Annotated in this window: 20 protein-coding genes; 13 read left to right on the top strand and 7 right to left on the bottom strand. The window is 70.2% G+C overall.

Translation table 11 applies throughout. From position 1 onward, the window contains the following. Positions 1-34 precede the first annotated feature (34 nt). The 4 genes from AB0I12_RS14970 to AB0I12_RS14955 all read right to left on the bottom strand — a co-directional run bounded on the left by AB0I12_RS14970 (position 35) and on the right by AB0I12_RS14955 (position 3,605). Entirely contained in the window at positions 35-1,123 is a 1,089-nt protein-coding gene (locus tag AB0I12_RS14970; protein ID WP_359929368.1) for an NAD(P)/FAD-dependent oxidoreductase, read from the bottom strand. 77 nt (positions 1,124-1,200) lie between these two features. Next, complete coding sequence (locus tag AB0I12_RS14965; protein ID WP_359929366.1) at positions 1,201-2,751, bottom strand: LuxR C-terminal-related transcriptional regulator; 1,551 nt, start codon at positions 2,749-2,751, stop codon at positions 1,201-1,203. Between the two features lie 27 nt (positions 2,752-2,778). Continuing rightward, positions 2,779-3,309: a YbaK/EbsC family protein gene (locus tag AB0I12_RS14960; protein ID WP_359929364.1), complete on the bottom strand. Its 531-nt coding sequence runs from the start codon at positions 3,307-3,309 to the stop codon at positions 2,779-2,781. After that, positions 3,306-3,605 carry a GNAT family N-acetyltransferase gene (locus AB0I12_RS14955; protein WP_355690603.1) on the bottom strand — a complete coding sequence of 100 codons (300 nt, stop codon included), beginning with the start codon at positions 3,603-3,605 and terminating at the stop codon, positions 3,306-3,308. The genes AB0I12_RS14960 and AB0I12_RS14955 overlap by 4 nt, the downstream gene beginning before the upstream one ends. A gap of 105 nt (positions 3,606-3,710) precedes the next feature. Here AB0I12_RS14955 and AB0I12_RS14950 point away from each other — a divergent pair, with 105 nt between their 5' ends. The 8 genes from AB0I12_RS14950 to AB0I12_RS14915 are packed head-to-tail and all read left to right on the top strand — an operon-like array spanning position 3,711 to position 11,612. Beyond that, entirely contained in the window at positions 3,711-5,240 is a 1,530-nt protein-coding gene (locus tag AB0I12_RS14950) for an MFS transporter (protein ID WP_359929362.1), read from the top strand. A gap of 9 nt (positions 5,241-5,249) precedes the next feature. Beyond that, positions 5,250-6,701: a cobyric acid synthase gene (locus AB0I12_RS14945; RefSeq protein ID WP_359929360.1), complete on the top strand. Its 1,452-nt coding sequence runs from the start codon at positions 5,250-5,252 to the stop codon at positions 6,699-6,701. Then, entirely contained in the window at positions 6,698-7,264 is a 567-nt protein-coding gene (locus AB0I12_RS14940; RefSeq protein WP_359929359.1) for a DinB family protein, read from the top strand. The genes AB0I12_RS14945 and AB0I12_RS14940 overlap by 4 nt, the downstream gene beginning before the upstream one ends. Position 7,265: 1 nt before the next feature. Next, positions 7,266-8,174, top strand: a complete 909-nt coding sequence (gene sigJ, locus AB0I12_RS14935; RefSeq protein ID WP_359929357.1) for an RNA polymerase sigma factor SigJ — start codon at positions 7,266-7,268, stop codon at positions 8,172-8,174. A gap of 14 nt (positions 8,175-8,188) precedes the next feature. Next, positions 8,189-8,914 (top strand): NAD(P)H-binding protein, encoded by a 726-nt coding sequence (locus AB0I12_RS14930; protein ID WP_359929355.1) that lies wholly within the window; start codon positions 8,189-8,191, stop codon positions 8,912-8,914. Beyond that, the gene (locus AB0I12_RS14925; protein ID WP_359929353.1) at positions 8,911-9,300 is read left to right on the top strand and encodes a hypothetical protein; all 390 of its coding nucleotides are present in this window, start codon (positions 8,911-8,913) and stop codon (positions 9,298-9,300) included. The genes AB0I12_RS14930 and AB0I12_RS14925 overlap by 4 nt, the downstream gene beginning before the upstream one ends. Positions 9,301-9,334: 34 nt before the next feature. After that, entirely contained in the window at positions 9,335-10,456 is a 1,122-nt protein-coding gene (locus AB0I12_RS14920) for a CaiB/BaiF CoA-transferase family protein (protein WP_359929351.1), read from the top strand. A 13-nt stretch (positions 10,457-10,469) separates the two neighbouring features. Then, positions 10,470-11,612 (top strand): acyl-CoA dehydrogenase family protein, encoded by a 1,143-nt coding sequence (locus AB0I12_RS14915; RefSeq protein ID WP_359929349.1) that lies wholly within the window; start codon positions 10,470-10,472, stop codon positions 11,610-11,612. Positions 11,613-11,618: 6 nt separating this feature from the next. Here AB0I12_RS14915 and AB0I12_RS14910 read toward each other — a convergent pair whose 3' ends face one another. After that, positions 11,619-12,332, bottom strand: a complete 714-nt coding sequence (locus AB0I12_RS14910) for a GAF and ANTAR domain-containing protein (RefSeq protein ID WP_359929347.1) — start codon at positions 12,330-12,332, stop codon at positions 11,619-11,621. After that, complete coding sequence (locus AB0I12_RS14905) at positions 12,329-12,967, bottom strand: GAF and ANTAR domain-containing protein (protein ID WP_359929345.1); 639 nt, start codon at positions 12,965-12,967, stop codon at positions 12,329-12,331. The genes AB0I12_RS14910 and AB0I12_RS14905 overlap by 4 nt, the downstream gene beginning before the upstream one ends. 357 nt (positions 12,968-13,324) lie before the next feature. Here AB0I12_RS14905 and AB0I12_RS14900 point away from each other — a divergent pair, with 357 nt between their 5' ends. Genes AB0I12_RS14900 through AB0I12_RS14890 form a run of 3 tightly spaced genes read left to right on the top strand, consistent with a single transcriptional unit; the run spans position 13,325 to position 14,882 of the window. Continuing rightward, positions 13,325-13,921, top strand: a complete 597-nt coding sequence (locus tag AB0I12_RS14900) for a sulfite oxidase-like oxidoreductase (RefSeq protein WP_359929343.1) — start codon at positions 13,325-13,327, stop codon at positions 13,919-13,921. Beyond that, a complete protein-coding gene (locus AB0I12_RS14895) occupies positions 13,891-14,619 on the top strand; it encodes a ferredoxin reductase (protein WP_359929341.1) in 729 nt (242 codons plus the stop codon). Before AB0I12_RS14900 ends, AB0I12_RS14895 begins: the two co-directional genes overlap by 31 nt. After that, positions 14,616-14,882 (top strand): DUF6510 family protein, encoded by a 267-nt coding sequence (locus AB0I12_RS14890; RefSeq protein ID WP_359929339.1) that lies wholly within the window; start codon positions 14,616-14,618, stop codon positions 14,880-14,882. The genes AB0I12_RS14895 and AB0I12_RS14890 overlap by 4 nt, the downstream gene beginning before the upstream one ends. Here AB0I12_RS14890 and AB0I12_RS14885 read toward each other — a convergent pair whose 3' ends face one another. Further along, positions 14,883-15,599, bottom strand: coding sequence for a MerR family transcriptional regulator (locus tag AB0I12_RS14885; RefSeq protein WP_359929338.1), 717 nt, complete (start codon positions 15,597-15,599; stop codon positions 14,883-14,885). It abuts the gene before it with no gap. Between the two features lie 98 nt (positions 15,600-15,697). Between AB0I12_RS14885 and AB0I12_RS14880 the strand changes: the two genes are divergently transcribed. Further along, the gene (locus tag AB0I12_RS14880) at positions 15,698-16,918 is read left to right on the top strand and encodes an acetyl-CoA C-acetyltransferase (RefSeq protein WP_359929336.1); all 1,221 of its coding nucleotides are present in this window, start codon (positions 15,698-15,700) and stop codon (positions 16,916-16,918) included. Then, entirely contained in the window at positions 16,915-19,050 is a 2,136-nt protein-coding gene (locus AB0I12_RS14875; protein ID WP_359929334.1) for a 3-hydroxyacyl-CoA dehydrogenase NAD-binding domain-containing protein, read from the top strand. The genes AB0I12_RS14880 and AB0I12_RS14875 overlap by 4 nt, the downstream gene beginning before the upstream one ends. The last annotated feature ends 153 nt before the right edge of the window (positions 19,051-19,203 follow it).

Genomic DNA, 19,203 nt, shown 5'->3' with positions numbered 1-19,203 from the left:
ACGCCCAGCCACGCACCCATTTCAGCGGGAGATGCTACCGGCTGTCCACAGGTATCGCGCGGTCGGCGGTCCGGCGGCCGAAATGTTTGACGAGGAAGCGAGCATCCCGGTCCACGCCCTGGATGCTCGCGGACGCGATCGCGTACTGGAAGTCCAGCCCGAGGAAGTACAGCCCCGGTACGTCGGTGGACACGCCGCGCTCCTGCCGCGGCCGGCCGGCGTCGTCGAAGACCGGCAGGTCGATCCACCGGTGATCCGGATCCGACCCGGTGGACCAGACCACCGTCCGGACGTCGTCGAGGACGTCGCCGTCGGCGGTCACCGGCCGGCCGTGGCGGGTTCCCTCGATGCGCCCGATCCGCTCGATCCCGGCCGCGTCGAGGTGCTCGAGCTTGTTGCGGGTCAGCGGCAGCCCGTTGCGGACGGCGTTCGCGATCGCCTTGCGGCCCATCGGCGTACCGCGGGTCAGCACGTACTTGAACAGGAACATCACGATCGGCGTGAAGAAGTGCCCTGCCGTGGAGTCGATGTCGACGGGCACCTGTCCCGGGTGCCGGCCGGCGAGCAGGGTGCGGTGTGTCTTCACGGCCTCGAGCGCGATGTCGGTCCCGGAGTTGGCCGCACCAACGACCAGCACGGTCCCGTCCGCGAGCTGCGACGGGTTCCGGTACTCCATCGAGTGCAGCTGCGTGATCGATGGATCGAGCTGATCCGCGAACGACGGCCACCGCGGCACCGTATGCATGCCGGCCGCCACGACGACGTTGCCGGCCCGCCAGTCGCCGGCTGTCGTCTCCACCAGGAAGCCCTCGTCGTCCCGCGACAGCCGCGTCACCCGTACGCTGGTCCGCACCGGCAGCTCGTGATGTACGGCGTACTGCTCGAGGTAGTCGGCCATCTCGTCGCGGCTCGGGCAGTCCTGCGTGCCGATCCGCAGCCCCGGAAGGCTCGCGTACCGCGGCAGGCTGAACAGCCGCAGCGAGTCGTACCGTTGCCGCCAGCAGTCGCCGACGCGTTCGTTCCCGTCGAGGACGACGAAGTCCTCGCGATCCTTGTGCAGGTAGTACCCGATCGCCAGCCCGGCCTGTCCCGCGCCGATCACCACTGTTCCGACCTTGTCCATAACCCTCAAGGTAGGGCTCGGCCGTGGACTCGCACATCAACCGATGACGCCACTTCCCGGATGGCCAATGGTCATTTCTACCCAGTCAGTCCGTTCTCGTAGGCGTACGCCGTCGCGGCGGCCCGGCTGTTCACACCGAGCTTCACGAAGATGTTGCTGACGTGCCGGGCGACCGTGCGCTCACTCAGGAACAGCCGATCGGCGACGGCCCGGTTCGTCGCGCCGGTCGCGAGCAACCGCAGTACTTCGAGCTCTCGGGGACTGAGCCCGCTGCCGCGGTCCGACTCCAAGGCGGCGAGGTCGACCACCGCGCCGAGCCGCTCGAACACGGCCCGCGCGCTGTCGATCTCCATCTGCTCGGCGTCGACGTCGCCGAGCGCTCGGCACGCGCGCCCGACCAGCAACCGCGTGTGCGCGCCTTCGTACGGCATGTCGAGTTGCTGCCACAGCGACCACGCGCGTCGCAGCAACGGGATCGCGCCCTGGGGATCGCCGCACGCGATCCGCACCGCGCCCTCGCAGGACGCCGCCATTGCCTGCAGGTACGGCGAGTCCGCGCGCGCCAGCTCGGTCAGCTCGGCGGCCGCCTTGCGGGCGGTCTCGCGGTCGCCGCCGGAGACCGCGAGCTCCGCCCGCGCGGCGAGCAGCATCGGCCGGTTCGGGGAGAACGAGTCCTCGGCCAGGGCCCGCTCGAGGCCCGCGATCGCGACGTCGACCCGGCCCTGCCCGGCCCGCAGCAGGGCGAGACCGGGCTGGACATCCATCCCGTCCGCGGCTGCCGACAGGTACGCGCGTTCGGCGGCCTCGGCGTGCCCGCGACGGCGTTCGACCTCCGCGAGCCGGTACCAGGCCGAACCGACGGTGCCGGCTGAGAGCCGGCGGCACGCGTCCTCGGCCGCGTCGGCCGCATCGGACCAGGCGCCGCGGTACTGCAGGATCTGCGCGCGGTGCACCAGACACGCCCCGCGGTACGGGACGAGACCGGACTGCTGGTCGCACCAGCCGGTCAGCGCCTGTGTCCACTCCTGGGCGCGGCGGATGTCGTAGAGGTTCATGCACAGCGCGATCACCGAGCAGTACGCCATCCCGGCGACCTCCGGGCCGACCTGGCTGGCGGTCACGTGCACCATCGCCTCGTCCAGCGCCTTGAGCGCCTCGGCGCCGCGCCCGAGCATGTTCAGGCAGTTACCGCGGCCGAGAGCAGCCAGCACGATCGCGTCCGGCTCGGTCGCCCAGCCCATGTTCTGCTCGAACAGGGGGAGCGCGGCGGCCGGGTCGCCGGAGTTCATCCGCAGCGCGGCGTCGGCCATGGCGACCATCCCGGCCAGCTGCGGGCTGTCTTCGGGGATCAGCCGCTCGATCCGCGCCTGCCATCCAGCGGCCCGCGCGAGCTCGCCGTGCTGCTGCAGGTGGAACCCGAGCCAGAACCCACTGCGGAGCGCGGCCACCACGTCGCCGCGGGCGAGATGCTCCTCGTAGGCCCGCTCCCGGTACGCCGCGACCTCGTCGTCGCGCCCGAGCACGAAGGCGGCGACCGCGAGCCGGTCGAGGTCCGCGGGCGGCAGCGGCGCACGCCGGCCCGCCGCCGTCAGTTCGGCGTACTCGGCGGGCCAGTCGTGCTGCTCCATCGGGGCTCAGGCAGGGCTCGTCCGGGGTCAGTGCTGGGCGAGGTCCAGCACGGCCGCGGTCGGCAACGAGGCCAGCTCCGCGCCGTCGATCAGGATCTTCGAGCCGCGGATGCCGCTGCCGATCACCACCGGCCCGGCCCGCACGACCGCTTCGTCGACGAGCACCGGCCAGTCCGCGGGCAGCCCGATCGGCGTGATCCCGCCGTACTCCATGCCGGTCGTGCCGACCGCGTCGTCCTGCGCGGCGAACGAGATCTTCCGGACGCCGAGGTGCTTGCGGATCACGCCGTTCACGTCGGCGCGGTCCGTGGCCAGCACCAGCACCGCGGCGTACGACTCCTCGCCGGCGCGCTTGCCGAGCACGACCACGCAGTTCGCCGAGGCGGCCATCGGTACGTCGTACTCCGCGCAGAAGGCCGCGGTGTCGGCGAGCCCGGGGTCGATACCGGCCGCGTACGCCGGCAGGTCGCCGAGCGCGTCCCGCACTGGCGCCGCCAGCAGCTCCGGCACCTCGGCGGCCGGCTGCCAGTCCAGCTTGCCCAGCACCGGTGCGGTCACTGCTGCGCCGCCTTCACCAGGTCGGCGTACTCCGTGTGCTCGGCGAGGAAGTCCTGGTAGAACGGGCAGGCCGGCTTCACCCGGAGACCACCTGCGCGGGCGTCGTCGAGGGACTTGGTGGCGATCGTGCCGGCCACGCCGCGGCCGCGGAACTCCGGCAGCGTCTCGGCGTGGAGGAAGACGATTACGCCTGGGTGCAACCGGTAGTCGACGAAGCCCATCAGCGTGCCGTCGGCGTCGTGCGCCTCGTAGCGACTCTGCTCCTTGGCGTCCACCACGGTGATGTCGTTCTGCATGATCGCCACTCTAGCCACCGTCACCCAGCGTTTGAGGACCGTGACTGCCGGGGTACCGGCCGTTGGGCTTTCGACAACCACCGTCATGGTCCGGGAGGAGCTGGGATGAGCGAGCACGCGTTGGAGCACGGGAAGGCGATACCGAGTCTCGTGCCGGCCCGCATGGACCGGCTGCCGTGGACACGGTTCCACTGGATGATCGTCGTCGGTCTGGGCGTCTCCTGGATCCTGGACGGCCTCGAGATCCAGCTCGTCTCCCTGGTCGGGAACGTGCTGAAGGAGCCCGAGACGCTGCATCTGACCACCTCCGAGGTCGGTCTGATGGCGTCGGTCTACCTGGCCGGCGAGGTGGTCGGCGCGCTGCTGTTCGGCCGGCTGACCGACCGGCTCGGGCGCCGCAGCCTGTTCATCGTCACACTGCTCGTCTACCTGATCGCCTCCGGCGCGGCCGGGCTGTCCTGGAACCTCGGGTCGCTGCTGTTCTTCCGGTTCGTCGCCGGGATGGGCATCGGCGGCGAGTACGCCGCGATCAACTCCGCGATCGACGAGCTGATCCCGTCGCGGTACCGCGGCCGGGTCGACATCGGCGTGAACGGCACCTACTGGGCCGGCGCGCTGATCGGTTCGGCGGTCGGCCTGGTGTTCCTGAACACCGACATCGTCCCGATCGAGTGGGGCTGGCGGCTGTGCTTCCTGATCGGCCCGGTGCTGGGGCTGATCATCATCTACCTGCGCCGGCACATCCCGGAGAGCCCGCGCTGGCTGATGACGCACGGCCGGGTCGAGGAGGCCGAACGGACCGTCGACGACATCGAGGCGAAGGTCCGGCAGCAGGGCGGCGAGCTGCGCCAGGTCGGCGACGACGAGGCGATCGAGGTGGTCGACTACCCGCCGGTGACGTACCGCGAGATCGCCCGGGTGATGCTGCGCGACTACCGCAGCCGCTCGTTCCTCGGCTTCTCGATGATGGTCACCCAGGCGTTCCTCTACAACGCGATCTTCTTCACCTACGCGCTGGTGCTGAAGTCGTACTTCGGCCTGAACGACTCCAGCGTCGCGCTGTACTTCTTCCCGTTCGCGATCGGGAACCTGGCCGGGCCGCTGCTGCTCGGGCGCCTGTTCGACACCATCGGCCGCCGGAAGATGATCCTCGGCACCTACACGCTGGCCGCCGTTGTGCTGTTCATCACGGCGCTGCTGTTCAACGCCGGCGTTCTGAACGCCGCATCGCTGACCGGGTTGTGGTGCGTGGTGTTCTTCTTCGCGTCGGCCGGCGCGTCGTCGGCGTACCTGACGGTGAGCGAGATCTTCCCGATCGAGTTGCGCGGGCAGGCGATCTCGTTCTTCTTCGCGATCTCGCAGCTGACCGGCGGTGTGATCGCGCCGTTCCTGTTCGCCTCGCTGATCGGTGAGGGCGACCACCCGGCGCGCGGGCCGCTGACGGTCGGCTACATCATCGGCGCGGCCGTGATGCTGATCGGCGGCCTGATCGCCTGGTTCTTCGGCGTGGACGCGGAAGGCAAGTCGCTGGAGAACATCGCGACACCGCTGTCGTCGACGAGCGGGAGTACCCGCTTCCAGGGCGCGACGCCGCGGCTGCCGAGGGCTGAACGGCGGCGCGAACAGGAACCCTAAGATGACGTCGTGGGTTCGCTGCTGATCGCCGGTACGACGTCCGACGCCGGGAAGACGACCGTCGTCACCGGGCTGTGCCGGTGGCTGGCGCGACAGGGCGTCCGGGTCGCGCCGTACAAGGCGCAGAACATGTCGAACAACTCGATGGTCTGCGCGGACGGCACCGAGATCGGCCGCGCACAGTGGATCCAGGCCGTCGCGGCCGGCGCCGAACCCGAGGCGGCGATGAACCCGGTGCTGCTCAAACCCGGCAGCGACCGGCGCAGCCATGTGGTCCTGATGGGCCAGCCGTGGGGTGAGCTGTCCGCGCGCGGGTTCCTGACCGAGCGGGCCGAGCTGGCGAAGGCGGCGTTCGCGGCGTACGACGATCTCGCGTCGCGCTACGACGTCGTGATCAGTGAGGGCGCGGGCAGTCCGGCGGAGATCAACCTGCGGCAGTCGGACTACGTGAACATGGGCCTCGCACAGCACACGCGAGCGCCGGTCGTCGTGGTCGGCGACATCGACCGCGGCGGCGTGTTCGCGTCGATGTTCGGCACGGTCGCGCTGCTCGACGCCGCCGACCAGGCGCTGGTCAGCGGGTTCCTGGTGAACAAGTTCCGCGGCGACGTGTCGCTCCTGCAGCCGGGCATCGACATGCTGACCTCGGTCACGGGCCGCCCGACGTACGGTGTCCTGCCCTGGCTGCCCGAGCTCTGGCTGGACTCCGAGGACGCGCTCGACATCCCGGTACGGCGGACCTCGCCGGGCGACCTGCTGACGATCGCGGTCGTGCGGTTCCCGCGGATCAGCAACTTCACCGACCTCGACGCGCTCGCGGTCGAGCCGACCAACAGCGTGTTCTTCACGACGAGCCCGGCCGAGATCCGCGACGCCGACCTCGTCGTCCTGCCCGGCTCCCGTGCCACGGTCGCGGACCTGGCCTGGCTCCGCGCCCAGGGCCTGGCCGACGCGCTGACGGCACGGGTGGCCGAGCGCCGTCCGGTCCTGGGGATCTGCGGCGGGTATCAGGCGCTGGGCACAGTCGTCTCTGATCCCGACGGGGTGGAGACCGGGGGCGATCACCCCGGGCTGGGGTTGTTGCCCGTCGCAACGGTTTTCGGGCGGGAGAAGGTCCTGGCGCGGCCGGCGCCGACGGCGTACGAGATCCACCACGGCGTCGTCGACGTGATCGGCGACGCGCAGGAGTTCCCAGGTGGTTGTCGTGCCGGCACCGTGTGGGGAACCATCTGGCACGGTTTGCTGGACGACGACGCCGCCCGGCATGCCTTCCTGCGTGAGGTCGCGGAGCTCACCGGCAAGCCTGCGCCCGACGGTTCGGTCTCGTTCGCGGGGCTGCGCGAGGAGCGGCTGGACCGGCTGGCCGACATGATCGACGAGTACGCCGACACCGCCGCACTGCTGCGCCTGATCGAGAATGGCGCCCCCGTTGTTCCCTTCGTCCCGCCAGGAGCGCCATGAAGTCCCACCTGCAGCAGTACCTCCAGGACACGCGCGCGTTGCTGCTCGCGAAGCTCGACGGGATCAGCGAGTACGACCGCCGGCGCCCGCTCGTACCGTCCGGGACGAACCTGCTCGGCCTGGTGAAGCACCTCGTCGGCATCGAGTACGTCTATCTCGGCACCAGCGTCGGCCGCCCGCCGGCCGAGGTCCTGCCCTGGGAGGCGGACGGCTCGGTGTGGGAAGGCGCCGACCTGTGGGCGAAGCCGGACGAGTCGACCGAGTACATCACCGGCCTCTACCGCGAAGCCTGCGCGCACAGCGACCGCTCGATCGCCGAGCTCGACCTGGACCACCCCGCCGAAGTCCCGCACTGGGCCGAGGGCAAACGCGGTACGACGTTCGGCGCGCTGCTGGTCCGGGTCGTCGACGAGACGGCGCACCACGCCGGACACGCCGACATCGTCCGCGAACTGATCGACGGCCAGGGCGGCAAGGACGCGGACCTGCTCGACGAGGCCGGCTGGTCGGCGTACTACACCAAGATCCAGCGCGCCGCGGAGACGTTTCTGCAGGACCGCTAGCGTGGACGACTTCGAGCGCCTGCGTGGGCGGTTGTTCGGGATCGCGTATCGGATGACCGGTACCGCGACTGACGCCGAGGAGATCCTGCAGGACGCGTGGCTGCGCTGGCAGGACGTCGACCGCTCCTCGGTGCGGGACCCGGACGCGTACCTGGCGAAGGTCGTCACCAACCTGTCCATCAGGCAGCTCACGTCGGCACGGGCGCGGCGGGAGACGTACGTCGGTCAGTGGCTGCCGGAGCCGGTGCTGACCGGGCGGACCGAGTTCGACGCGCTCGGACCGCTCGACGTCGTCGCGGAGCGGGAGTCGGTGTCGTTCGCGCTGTTGCTCCTGCTCGAACGGCTGACACCGGCCGAGCGTGCGGCGTACGTGCTGCACGAGGCGTTCGCGTACGGCTACCGCGAGGTCGCCGAGCTGATCGGGACGTCCGAGGCGAACGCGCGTCAGTTGGCGTCGCGAGCCGGCAAGAAGCTGGCCGCGGACAAGCCACGGGATCAGCCGGTCGACCGCGCGGGCTGGCGGAAGCTGGTCGAGCGGTTCATCGCGGCCGCCCGGCTGGGGGAGATCGAAGAACTCGAGAAGCTGCTCGCGGCGGACGTGGTGTCCCGCGCGGACAGCGGCGGCAAGGTGTCCGCGGCCCGCAACGTGCTCACCGGGCGGGACCGGGTCGCTCGCTACCTCGCGGGAGCGCTGCAGCGGTTCGGCGGCGGCATCGAGGCACGGCTGGGCGAGGCGAACGGCGGCCCGGCGTTGATTGCCGTCGGCCCCGAAGGCGTGGTCGCGATCTGCTTCGTCGGCATCGGCCCGGACGGCGTCACCGACGTCCAGTTCGTGCTGAACCCGGAGAAACTCGCGTTCGCCGTCGGACAGCTGTCACGAATCGGAGGGCTGCCCGATCTGAGCTGGTGACCGAAAGGAATCCGATGAGCTCAATCCTCGTCACCGGCGGGACCGGTACGCTCGGCCGGCCGACCGTGACCCAGCTCGGCGCCGCCGGCCATCAGGTCCGCGTCCTCAGTCGCAGGCCCGGCCCCGGCCGGGTCGTTGCCGACCTCACCAGCGGTGTCGGGCTCGACGCCGCTGTCGACGGAGCCGACGTAATCGTCCATCTGGCCACCAGCCAGGGCCGGCGCGACGTCGAGCAGACCTGCAACCTCCTGGACGCCGTCAAGGGCGTCCAGCACCTGATCGTCATGTCGATCGCCGGCATCGACCGCATCCCGCTGGCGTACTACCGGTACAAGCTCGAGGCCGAGCGGCTGGTCGCCGGGTCGGGCGTGCCGTACACGATCCTGCGGGCGACTCAGTTCCACGACCTCGTCGACCGGGTCTTCACGGCGCAGCGCTTCGCGCCAATGATCCTCGCTCCGGCCGTCACCCTGCAGCCGATCTCGGTCGACGAAGTCGCCGTCCGGCTCGCCGAACTCGTGACCGCGCCGCCGGTCAACGGTCGCGCCGCCGATATCGGCGGCCCGGAGCGGCTGTCGGCGCGGGCCTTGGCGCAGCAGTGGAAGAAGGCCCGCTCGTCGCGCCGGCCCGTGCTGCCGGTGCGGGTTCCGGGGAAGACGTTCCGCGCCTTCGCCGACGGTGCTGCGACGGTCGACGGTCCGGCGTACGGGCGGATCACGTTCGCGGAGTACCTGCGATGAGGGCGTACGTTCGCGCGGTGCTGATCGCCTTCGCCGCGCTCCAGTTGGTCCTCGGGGTGTGGCTGACACTCGTGCCGAGGACGTTCTACGACCACGTGCCGACGGTCGACTGGGACCCGCCGTACGCCGAACACGCGTTCCGCGACTTCGGTGCGGCATCGCTGGGGCTGGCCATCGTCCTGATCGCCGCGGCGGTCCGCCTCGACCGGTTCCTCGCGACGCTGGCGCTGGTGGCCTATCTCGCGTTCTCCGTCCCGCACACGGTCTTCCACCTCGGTCATCTCGAACCTGACCATGTCGGCTGGTCGATCGTGCTCGCGCTGTCCGTGGGGCTGATGGTCGTGCTGCCGCTGACCGCGCTGGCCGGGACGCGCAGGATGACTTGACGACTGTGACAGTAGGACTGTCACAATAGCCCGCATGGGTCCACTCGAGGGCGTGAAGGTGGTCGAGCTGGCCGGTCTTGGCCCGGCGCCGTTCGCGTGCATGATGCTTGCCGAGCTCGGCGCCGAGGTGCTCCGCATCGACCGGCCCGGCGGCGGGCTGTCGATGGGGCCGCCGGAACTGGACTTGGTCAACCGCGGCCGTCGCAGTGCGGCCCTGGACCTGAAGCAGCCGGCCGCGGTCGACGTCGTACGGCGGCTGGTCGCGCAGGCCGACGTACTGGTCGAAGGCTTCCGGCCCGGGGTCGCCGAGCGGCTCGGGCTGGGACCGGCCGACTGTCGCGCGATCAACCCGCGGCTCGTTTACGGGCGGATGACCGGGTGGGGCCAGGACGGGCCGCTGGCGCAGGCCGCGGGACACGACATCGACTACCTCGCGGTGTCCGGCGCGCTGCACCTGATCGGGCGGGCAGGCGGGCCGCCGCAGGTCCCGGCGAACCTGCTCGGCGATTTCGCGGGCGGGTCGCTCTACCTCGTGATCGGCGTCCTCGCCGCGCTGCACGAGGCTCAGCGCAGCGGGCAGGGACAGGTGGTCGACGCGGCGATCGTCGACGGCTCGGCGCACCTGACCACGATGCTGCTCGGTGCGCTCGCGGCCGGTTCTTGGCAGCAGGAGCGCGGGACGAATCTGCTCGACACCGGGGCGCCGTTCTACGACGTGTACGAGACCGCCGACGGCAAGCACGTCGCGGTCGGCGCGCTCGAGCCGCAGTTCTACGCCGATCTGCTCGGCAAGCTCGGCCTGGACGCGCCGGACCGCGACGATCCGGCCAACTGGCCGGAGCTGCGCAAGGTCCTGGCCGAGACGTTCCGGCAGCGCACCCAGGCGGAGTGGACGGAGCTGTTCGACGGCTCGGACGCGTGCGTCGCGCCGGTGCTGCCGCTGGCCGGCGAGCATCCGCATCTCGTTGCCCGCGGCACCTTCGTCGACCATCACGGCGTCCGGCAGGCGGCGCCCGCGCCGCGCTTCGGCCGGACACCGACCAGCCTCGGCCCGCCGCCCGCGCGGCCGGGGGAGCACACCCGGGAGGCCCTGGCCGACTGGGGCATCACCGACCTCGACGACCTGCTGGAGTCCGGCGCCGCCGTCCAGACCTGAAAGGAACCCGCCCATGGAACGTCAGCTCTTCGACGCCGATCACGATGCCTTCCGCGAGACCGTCCGGTCGTTCTGCGACAAGGAGATCGTCCCGCACCACGACCGCTGGGAGGACGCCGGGATCGTGCCGCGCGAACTCTGGACCGCGGCCGGCGACGCGGGCCTGCTCGGCTTCATGATGCCGGAGGAGTACGGCGGGGGCGGGGTGCGGGACTTCCGGTTCAACGCGGTGCTGATCGAGGAGCTGACCAGGGTTCGCGCGAGCGGCGTCGGCTTCACGATCCACACCGACATCAACTCGGCGTACCTGCTGGACTATGCGACCGACGAGCAGAAGGCGCGCTGGTTGCCGGCGTTCTGCTCGGGGGAGACGATCACCGCGATCGCGATGACCGAGCCCGGTGCGGGCAGTGACCTGCAAGGCATCCAGACGACCGCGCGGCGCGACGGCGACCACTACGTGCTGAACGGGCAGAAGACCTTCATCTCCAACGGCATCCTGGCCGACCTGGTGATCGTCGTGGCCAAGACCGACCCGGACGCTGGCGCCCAGGGGATCTCGCTGATCGTCGTGGAGCGCGGCATGCCCGGCTTCGACCGCGGGCGGAACCTGGACAAGATCGGGCTCAAGGCGCAGGACACCGCCGAGCTGTTCTTCGACGACGTCCGGGTGCCGGTGGACAACCTGCTCGGCGAGGAGGGCAAGGGCTTCGTCTACTTGATGGAGAAGCTGCCCCAGGAGCGGCTGACGATCGCCGTGGTCGCGGCCGCGGCGTGCGAGAACATGCTCGACGAGACCCTGCGGTACGTGAAGGACCGCAAGGCGTTCGGCCGTCCGATCGGGTCGTTCCAGAACAGCCGCTTCGTCCTGGCCGAACTCGCCACCGAGACACAGATCGCCCGGGTCTTCGTCGACCGCTGCATCCAGGAGCTGAACGCCGGCACGCTGACCGTGGCCGAGGCCGCGATGGCCAAGTGGTGGACCACCGAGCTCCAGAAGAAGGTCGTCGACCGCTGCCTGCAACTCCACGGCGGCTACGGCTTCATGACCGAATACCCGATCGCCAAGGCCTACCTCGACACCCGCGTCCAGACCATCTACGGCGGCACCACCGAGATCATGAAGGAGATCATCGGCCGCACGATGGGCATCTGAGCCGGGTCACCGGGTCAGGCTGATCCGGCCTTCGACAACGTCGCCGGCCACCTCGGTCAGGCGGCGGTTGGTGGAGCGGGCGTAGGAGCGGAGTACGTCGAAGGCTTCGTCGACGCCCACGGAGAGTCGGTGGCTGAGGAAGCCCTTGGCCTGCTCGATCAGGATTCTGCTGGTGAGGGCCGTCTGCAGTTGCTCGGTGATGATCTCCTGCCGGGCCAGTGCCCGCTGGTGCACGATACCGATGGTTGCGGCGTCAGCCAGCGCCTGTCCGAGAACGACGGTGTCCGCGGTCAGCCGGCCCGCCCGTTCGCGGAACAGATTGACCGCGCCCAGCGTCGTGTTGCGGAGCCGCATCGGCAGCGCCTGGACCGAGCTGTAGCCGGCGTCGACGGCCGCCGTCGTGAACTCCGGCCACGGGCTCGACCCGTCGCGCAGGTCGGCGTACTGCGCCGGTTGCCCGGTCTTGAAAGCGTCGAGGCCGGGACCTTCGAGGTTCTGCAGCTGGCCGAGCTCGATCAGCCGCGCCTCCTCGCTGGACGCGGCGACCAGGTTCAGCACGCCGAGGTGATCGACGAGCAGGATGCCGCACGCCGACAGGTCCAGAAGCTCGCTGCAGCGGTCCGCGAGCCGGTCGAGAAACTCGATGATGTCGAAGTCGGCGACGAGGGTGTCGGACAGCTCGATGAATACCTCGCGCACTCGCCTGTCAGTCGCGCTCATGAGTCCTCCTGCTGCTCGCCATGCTGTGAGTCCGTCTCCTTCGTTCGCGGTGCGGTGTGGTCGATCTCGAAGCGCAGATCGCCCGCCATGACAGCGGCGGCGACCTCCTGCAAGGTCTGGCCGCTGCTGTAGGCGTGGGCCCTCAGCCGCGCGAGCGCGTCGGTGACACTGACACCGAGCTGCGCCGCGACCGCGCCGGTGGCCTGGTGCACTTCGGCACGCCGGTTGCTGAAGGCTGCCGAGACCACCTGCTCCGGGTCGGTGCCGGCCCCGACGCGGTCGTCGAGGGCCAGGACCAGTACGGCGTCGGCGTACACCAAGGCGTCCTGGAGCAGCTCTCCGGGCAGCGGGCCGCGCTCGGTCCGGTACACGGTCAGAACGCCGATCCGGGCTGCGCCGATGCCGATCGGGAACGCGAACGCGGCCGCGATGCCGCGCTCCATGGCGGCCGCGGTGAACGCGGGCCAGCGCCGCCCGGCGCCGAGGCCGCCGAGGTCGGATTCGAGGACCGGCGTGCCGCGCTGCAACGCGTCGCGGCTCGGGCCTTCGCCCAGGGTGAACTGCACCTCGTCCAGCTCGGCCGCTTCCGGACCGCTGGCGAGCAGCGGCTCCCAGGCGCCGCCGTCGCGGGTCATCGCGAATCCGGCACCGACCGCCGACATTGCCGTGGCGCACGCGCGGACAGCATGCGACAGCGTCGGGGACGTGCCCTCAGCGCGGGCGGAGGACCTGATCGCCCCCCACACCCTCGCACCGCGGTCAAGATCCACGTACCCCACCCAGATTCGAGCCGCCGCTGGGCGGATGCTCCACTCTAACGGCCGGATCATGATCTGGTGACTCATCGCAACACTGGCCTGATGGATTGTCTGGAGGGAACCCAGTACCCGTTCTTGTGCCCTTCACTCGCCCGCCGGGGTGCACGCCGTACGATGCGCTCATCAGCGTGTTCCCGAGCGGTGGCCGGGCGGCACACCGAGGGAGGGGTCGGCATGGACATTGTGTCACCAGGTTTCACAGGTCGGCGCGGGGGCGGCAACGACCTACCGCCGGGGCAGTACCTGACGCGGGACTTCCCGGTGCTGTCGGCAGGCCCGACGCCGCACATCCTGACCGATCACTGGGAGTTCACGGTCACCACGGAGACCGGCGAGAAGTACAAGTGGGACTGGGCGGCGCTGATGGCGTTGCCGTCCGAGGAGATCACCAAGGACATCCACTGTGTGACCCGGTGGTCCAAGCTGCAGACGACCTGGAAGGGCGTCTCGCTCGACACGCTGCTCGCGGACGTCGAGACCGGCGCGGACTTCGCGATGGCGCACAGCTACGGCGGGTACACCACGAACGTGCCGCTCGACGACCTGCTCGACGGGCAGTCCTGGATCGCCTACGAGTACGACGGGGACCCGCTCGATCCCGAGCACGGCGGACCCGCGCGGCTGCTCGTCCCGCACCTGTACTTCTGGAAGAGCGCCAAGTGGGTCCGCGGCCTGGTGCTGTCCGACACCGAGGACCTCGGCTTCTGGGAGACCGCCGGCTATCACGAGTACGGAGACCCATGGAAAGAACAGCGATACGCCGGCGACTGACGTGGCAGGTCGCCACGGTGGCCGAGGTACGGCGTGAGACCGCCACGGCGCGCACGATCGTGCTCGACGTACCGGACTGGCCGGGGCATCTCGCGGGTCAGCACCTCGACGTGCGGCTGACCGCGCCCGACGGGTACCGCGCCTCGCGGTCGTACTCGATCGCGTCGGCGTGGGACGGCTCGACGGTCGAGCTGACCGTCGAGGAGGTGCCCGACGGTGAGGTGTCGCCGTACCTCGTCGAGGTGCTGAAGGCCGGCGACCCGCTGGAGATCCGCGGGCCGGTCGGCGGCTGGTTCGTGTGGAAGCCCGGCCAGGAAGGACCGGTGCAGCTGATCGGCGGGGGATCGGGGGTCGTGCCGTTGCGGTCGATGCTGCGCGCGGCGGCCGGTTCCGGGACGCCGATGCGGCTGCTGTACTCCGTACGGCGGCCGGAGTCGGTGATCTACGTCCAGGACCTGAAGCAGCTGGCCGCGTCGGACGACGTCGACGTCCGGCTGGTGTACACCCGTGAGGCGCCGGCCGGGGAGCCGCGGGTGGGGCGGATCGACGCGGAGCTGATCGAGCAGTACGCGTTCGCGCCCGAGGACGGCGCGACGACGTACGTGTGCGGGCCGACGCCGTTCGTGGAGACGGTGGCGGATCTGCTGGTCGCGGCCGGTCACGACCCGGCCCGAGTCAGAACGGAGCGTTTCGGATGAGTGAAGCCAACTACCTGGACGGCAACGCGGCGGCCGGGGCCCTGAGCGAAGTGTTCGCCGTGGACCTGACCACCGCGACCGGCCAGTGCAACGGCTGCGGCCAGGTCGCCGTCTTCGCCGAGTCCCGCCTGTACGTCGACGCCCCCGGCATGGTTGCCCGCTGCAACGGCTGCGAGTCCGTGCTGCTCCGCGTCGTCAGCACCCCGGACAACACCTACCTGGACCTCCGCGGCCTCACCTACCTCCGCGTCCCCAACGCCTGATCACCTACTGGCGCGCTTGTGCTGGGTGCGCCGGATGGTGTCGCGCTGGGTTTCGCCGACGGCGCGTTCGTAGGCGAGGACCAGGCCCTGGATCGTGACCGGCTTGAAGCGCTCGACGAGGTGCTGGATGTGCTCCGGCGGGCCGCCGGAGTCGCGGTAGTGCGGCCAGACCTTGGTGCGGAACACCTCGGTCAGCTCCTCCGCGATCGCGCGGCCGTGCTCGGTAAAGATCCGGCCGGCCGCCAGCACCGCTTCGACCGGCAGGTCCAGGTCGAGCAGCTCGACGCCGAGGCTCAGGTGTGCGGTCGCGACCTGGAACACGTCCTCGTCCGGCGTCGGCTCGACCACCCCGAGCGCGACCAGCATCTCGATGTCGTCGTCGCTCAGCTCCCGCCCGGTACGCCGGACCAGCGCCGCGCGGTCGAGCGTTTCCGGCAGGTCCCGCATCCACGGCGTCAGCAGCGTGCGATGCAGCGCGATGTCCTGCGGTGTCGCGTCGGACGGGATCCGGTCCAGATAGCCCTCGATCGCCTGCAGCGTGAAGCCGTGCGCCTGCAGCTCCCGCACCAGGTCGAGCCGCGCGATGTGCTCCGGCCCGTAGTACCCCACCCGCCCGCGCCGGATCGGCGGCGGGATCAGCCCTCGTCCCGCGTAGAACCGCAACGTGCGCACCGTCATCCCGACCCGCGTCGACAGCTCGTCGACCGTCAAGGTCACGCCTTCGAATGATGCAGCCCCCGCCACTTCCGACATGGCGGAAATCATAACGAGTCGCCCTTGACCATCGTGACAGCACTACTGTCACAATCAGGCGTATGACCAGCGAAGCGTTCCTGTACGACGCGATCCGGACACCGCGCGGCAAGGGCAAACCCACCGGCGCGCTGCACGAGGTCAAGCCGATCCAGCTGATCACGGGACTGTTGACGGAGCTGCGCACCCGGCATCCCGGCCTGGATCCGGCCGCGATCGACGACGTGGTGCTCGGCGTCGTCACGCCGATCGGCGACCAGGGCATGGACATCGCGCGGACCGCCGTTCTGATGGCCGGCTATCCCGAGACGACCGGCGGCGTGCAGCTGAACCGGTTCTGCGCCTCGGGCCTGGAAGCGGTCAACCAGGCCGCGCAGCGGGTGCGGTCCGGCTGGGAGGACTTCATCCTGGCCGGCGGCGTCGAGTCGATGTCCCGGGTGAAGATGGGCTCCGACGGCGGCGCCTGGGCGATGGACCCGGAGACCGCGCTCGAGACCGGCTTCATCCCGCAGGGCATCAGCGCGGACCTGATCGCGACCATCGACGGCTTCTCCCGCACCGACGTCGACACGTACGCCGCCGAGTCGCACGCGCGGGCCGCGAAGGCCTGGGCCAACGGGTACTTCGCGCGCTCCGTCGTACCGGTGGTGGATCGCAACGGCCTGCGGATCCTCGACCACGACCAGCTGGTCCGGCCGGGGACGTCGGTCGAGACGCTGGCCGGTCTGCCGTTGTCGTTCGCGGCGATCGGGGAGCACGGCGGCTTCGACTCGGTCGCCCTGGAGAAGTACCTGACCGTCGAGCGGATCGAGCACGTACATCACGCGGGCAACTCGTCCGGCATCGTCGACGGCGCCGCGCTGGTTGCTGTTGGCAACGAGAAGGCCGGTGCGGCGCTCGGTCGGGCGCCGCGCGGACGGGTGGTCGCAACCGGTGTCAGTGGGGCCGATCCGACGATCATGCTGACCGGCCCGGCGCCGGCGGCCCGGAAGGCGCTGGCGCGCGCCGGGCTGGACGTGAGCGACATCGACCTGTTCGAGATGAACGAGGCGTTCGCGGCCGCGGTCATGCACTTCATGAAGGATCTCGGCGTACCGCACGAGAAGGTGAACGTGAACGGCGGTGCGATCGCGCTCGGGCACCCGCTCGGCGCCACCGGCGCGATGCTGATCGGAACCCTGCTGGACGAGCTGGAGCGGCGCGAGCTCCGCTACGGCCTGGCCACCCTGTGCGTCGGCGGCGGGATGGGCGTCGCGACGATCATCGAGAGGATCGCCGCATGATCGAGTGGAAGAACGACGCCGGTGTTGTGACGCTGACGCTGAACGACCCCTCCGCGTCCGCCAACACGATGAACGATGCTTATGTCGAGGCGATGGGCCGGACCGTCGACCGCTTGGTGGCCGAGAAGGCCCTGCTCAAGGGCGTGATCATCACCTCGGCGAAGTCCACGTTCTTCGCCGGCGGCAACCTGCAGATGCTGTCGCAGATCCAGCCCTCGGATGCCGCGCAGGTCTTCGAGACGATCGAGCTGGTCAAGAAGCAGCTACGCACGCTGGAGACGCTCGGTGTCCCCGTGGTCGCCGCGATCAACGGATCGGCGCTCGGCGGCGGCCTGGAGATCGCGCTCGCCTGCCACCGCCGGATCGTTGCCGACGACAACCGGATCGAGCTCGGGGTGCCGGAGGTGACGCTCGGCCTGCTGCCCGGCGGCGGGGGAGTGACCCGGGCGGTCCGGATGCTCGGCCTCCAGGACGCGCTGATGAAGGTGCTGCTCCAGGGCCAGCGGATGAAGCCCGCCCATGCTCTGAGCGTCGGCATCGTCGACGAGGTCGTCGCGGCCGCGGACCTGCTCGACGCGGCGCGTCGCTGGATCACGACGTACGACGGCGACGCGAAGCAGCCGTGGGACCGGGACGGGTACAAGCTCCCCGGCGGTACGCCGTCGTCGCCGAAGCTGGCCGCGTTCCTGCCGGCGTTCCCGGCGAATCTGCGCAAGCAGCTCAAGGGCGCGCCGTACCCGGCGCCGCGGGCGATCATGAGCGCCGCGGTCGAGGGCAGCCAGGTCGACTTCGAGACCGCCTCGCGGATCGAGTCGCGGTACTTCGTGTCGCTGGCGACCGGCCAGATCGCGAAGAACATGATCCAGGCGTTCTTCTTCGACCTGCAGGCGATCAACGCCGGCGGGTCGCGGCCGGCCGACGTGCCGAAGTATTCCGCGCGCAAGGTCGGGGTGCTCGGTGCGGGGATGATGGGCGCGGGAATCGCTTATGTGTGCGCGAAAGCCGGTCTCGAGGTTGTGCTCAAAGATGTTTCTTTGGAGGCGGCCGCGCGCGGAAAGGAATATTCCGAGGAGCTGCTCGCGAAACAGGTCGCCAAGGGCCGGACGACCGTTGCCGACGTCGAGGCGTTCCTGGGCCGGATCACGCCGACCGGCGACCCGAACGACCTGGCCGGGTGCGACCTGGTGATCGAGGCCGTCTTCGAGGACGGCGGGCTGAAGCAGAAGGTGTTCGCGGAGATCGCGGCCGTGGTCGAGCCCGACGCGCTGCTCTGCTCGAACACGTCCACGCTGCCGATCACCGCGCTTGCCGACGGCGTCGACCGGCCCGACGACTTCATCGGCATGCACTTCTTCTCGCCGGTCGACCGGATGCCGCTGGTCGAGCTGATCGTCGGCGCGAAGACCTCGGACCGGGCGATCGCGCGGGCGTACGACGTCGTACGGCAGATCAGGAAGACGCCGATCGTGGTCAACGACAGCCGCGGGTTCTTCACCTCGCGGGTGTTCGGCACGCTGGTGATGGAAGGCGCCGCGATGGTCGCCGAGGGCGTCGACCCGGTGACGATCGAGCGTGCCGCGACCCAGGCCGGGTTCCCGGCGCCGCCGCTGGCGATGCTCGACGAGGTCACGCTGACCCTGCCGCAGAAGATCCGGGACGCCGCGCGGGCGGCCGGTGACAGCGCGGGCGCCTTCGACGACCACCCCGGGATGGCGGTCACCGACCGGCTCGTCGACGAGTTCGGCCGCAAGGGGAAGGCGGCCGGCGCGGGGTTCTACGACTACCCGGCCGACGGGCCGAAGCGGTTGTGGCCCGGGCTGTGGGAGCAGTTCGGCGGGCAGACCGACGTACCGCTGATCGATCTCCAGGAGCGGATGCTGTTCGCGATGGCGCTGGAGACCGTCAAGTGCCTCGATGAGGGTGTGCTGCGGTCGGTGCCGGACGCCAACATCGGGTCGATCTTCGGGATCGGCTTCCCGCCGCTGCACGGCGGCGCGCTGCAGTACGTGAACGCCTACGGCCTGTCAGCCTTCGCGGAGCGGGCCCGTGAGCTGGCGGCGGCGTACGGCTCCCGGTTCGAGCCGCCGGCGCTGCTCGACCGCCTCGCGGCGGCGGGCGAGAACTTCGGCTGATCACGGGCCGATACCAACTCAAGCAAACTCCACACATTCGAACAAAGAACAGCGCGTCCGGTCTTGCGCCGGGCGCGCTTTTGAGACATTGTGCTGGCACTTCTACAACGATTGACCTGTAGTACGGTGTGCGAAAATCGGAGATGCTTAACC

The sequence above is a fragment of the Kribbella sp. NPDC050459 genome, assembly GCF_040655315.1.
GTDB lineage: Bacteria > Actinomycetota > Actinomycetes > Propionibacteriales > Kribbellaceae > Kribbella.
The sequence above is the reverse complement of the archived record's forward strand: the minus strand, read 5'-3'. Positions and strand labels throughout refer to the sequence as shown.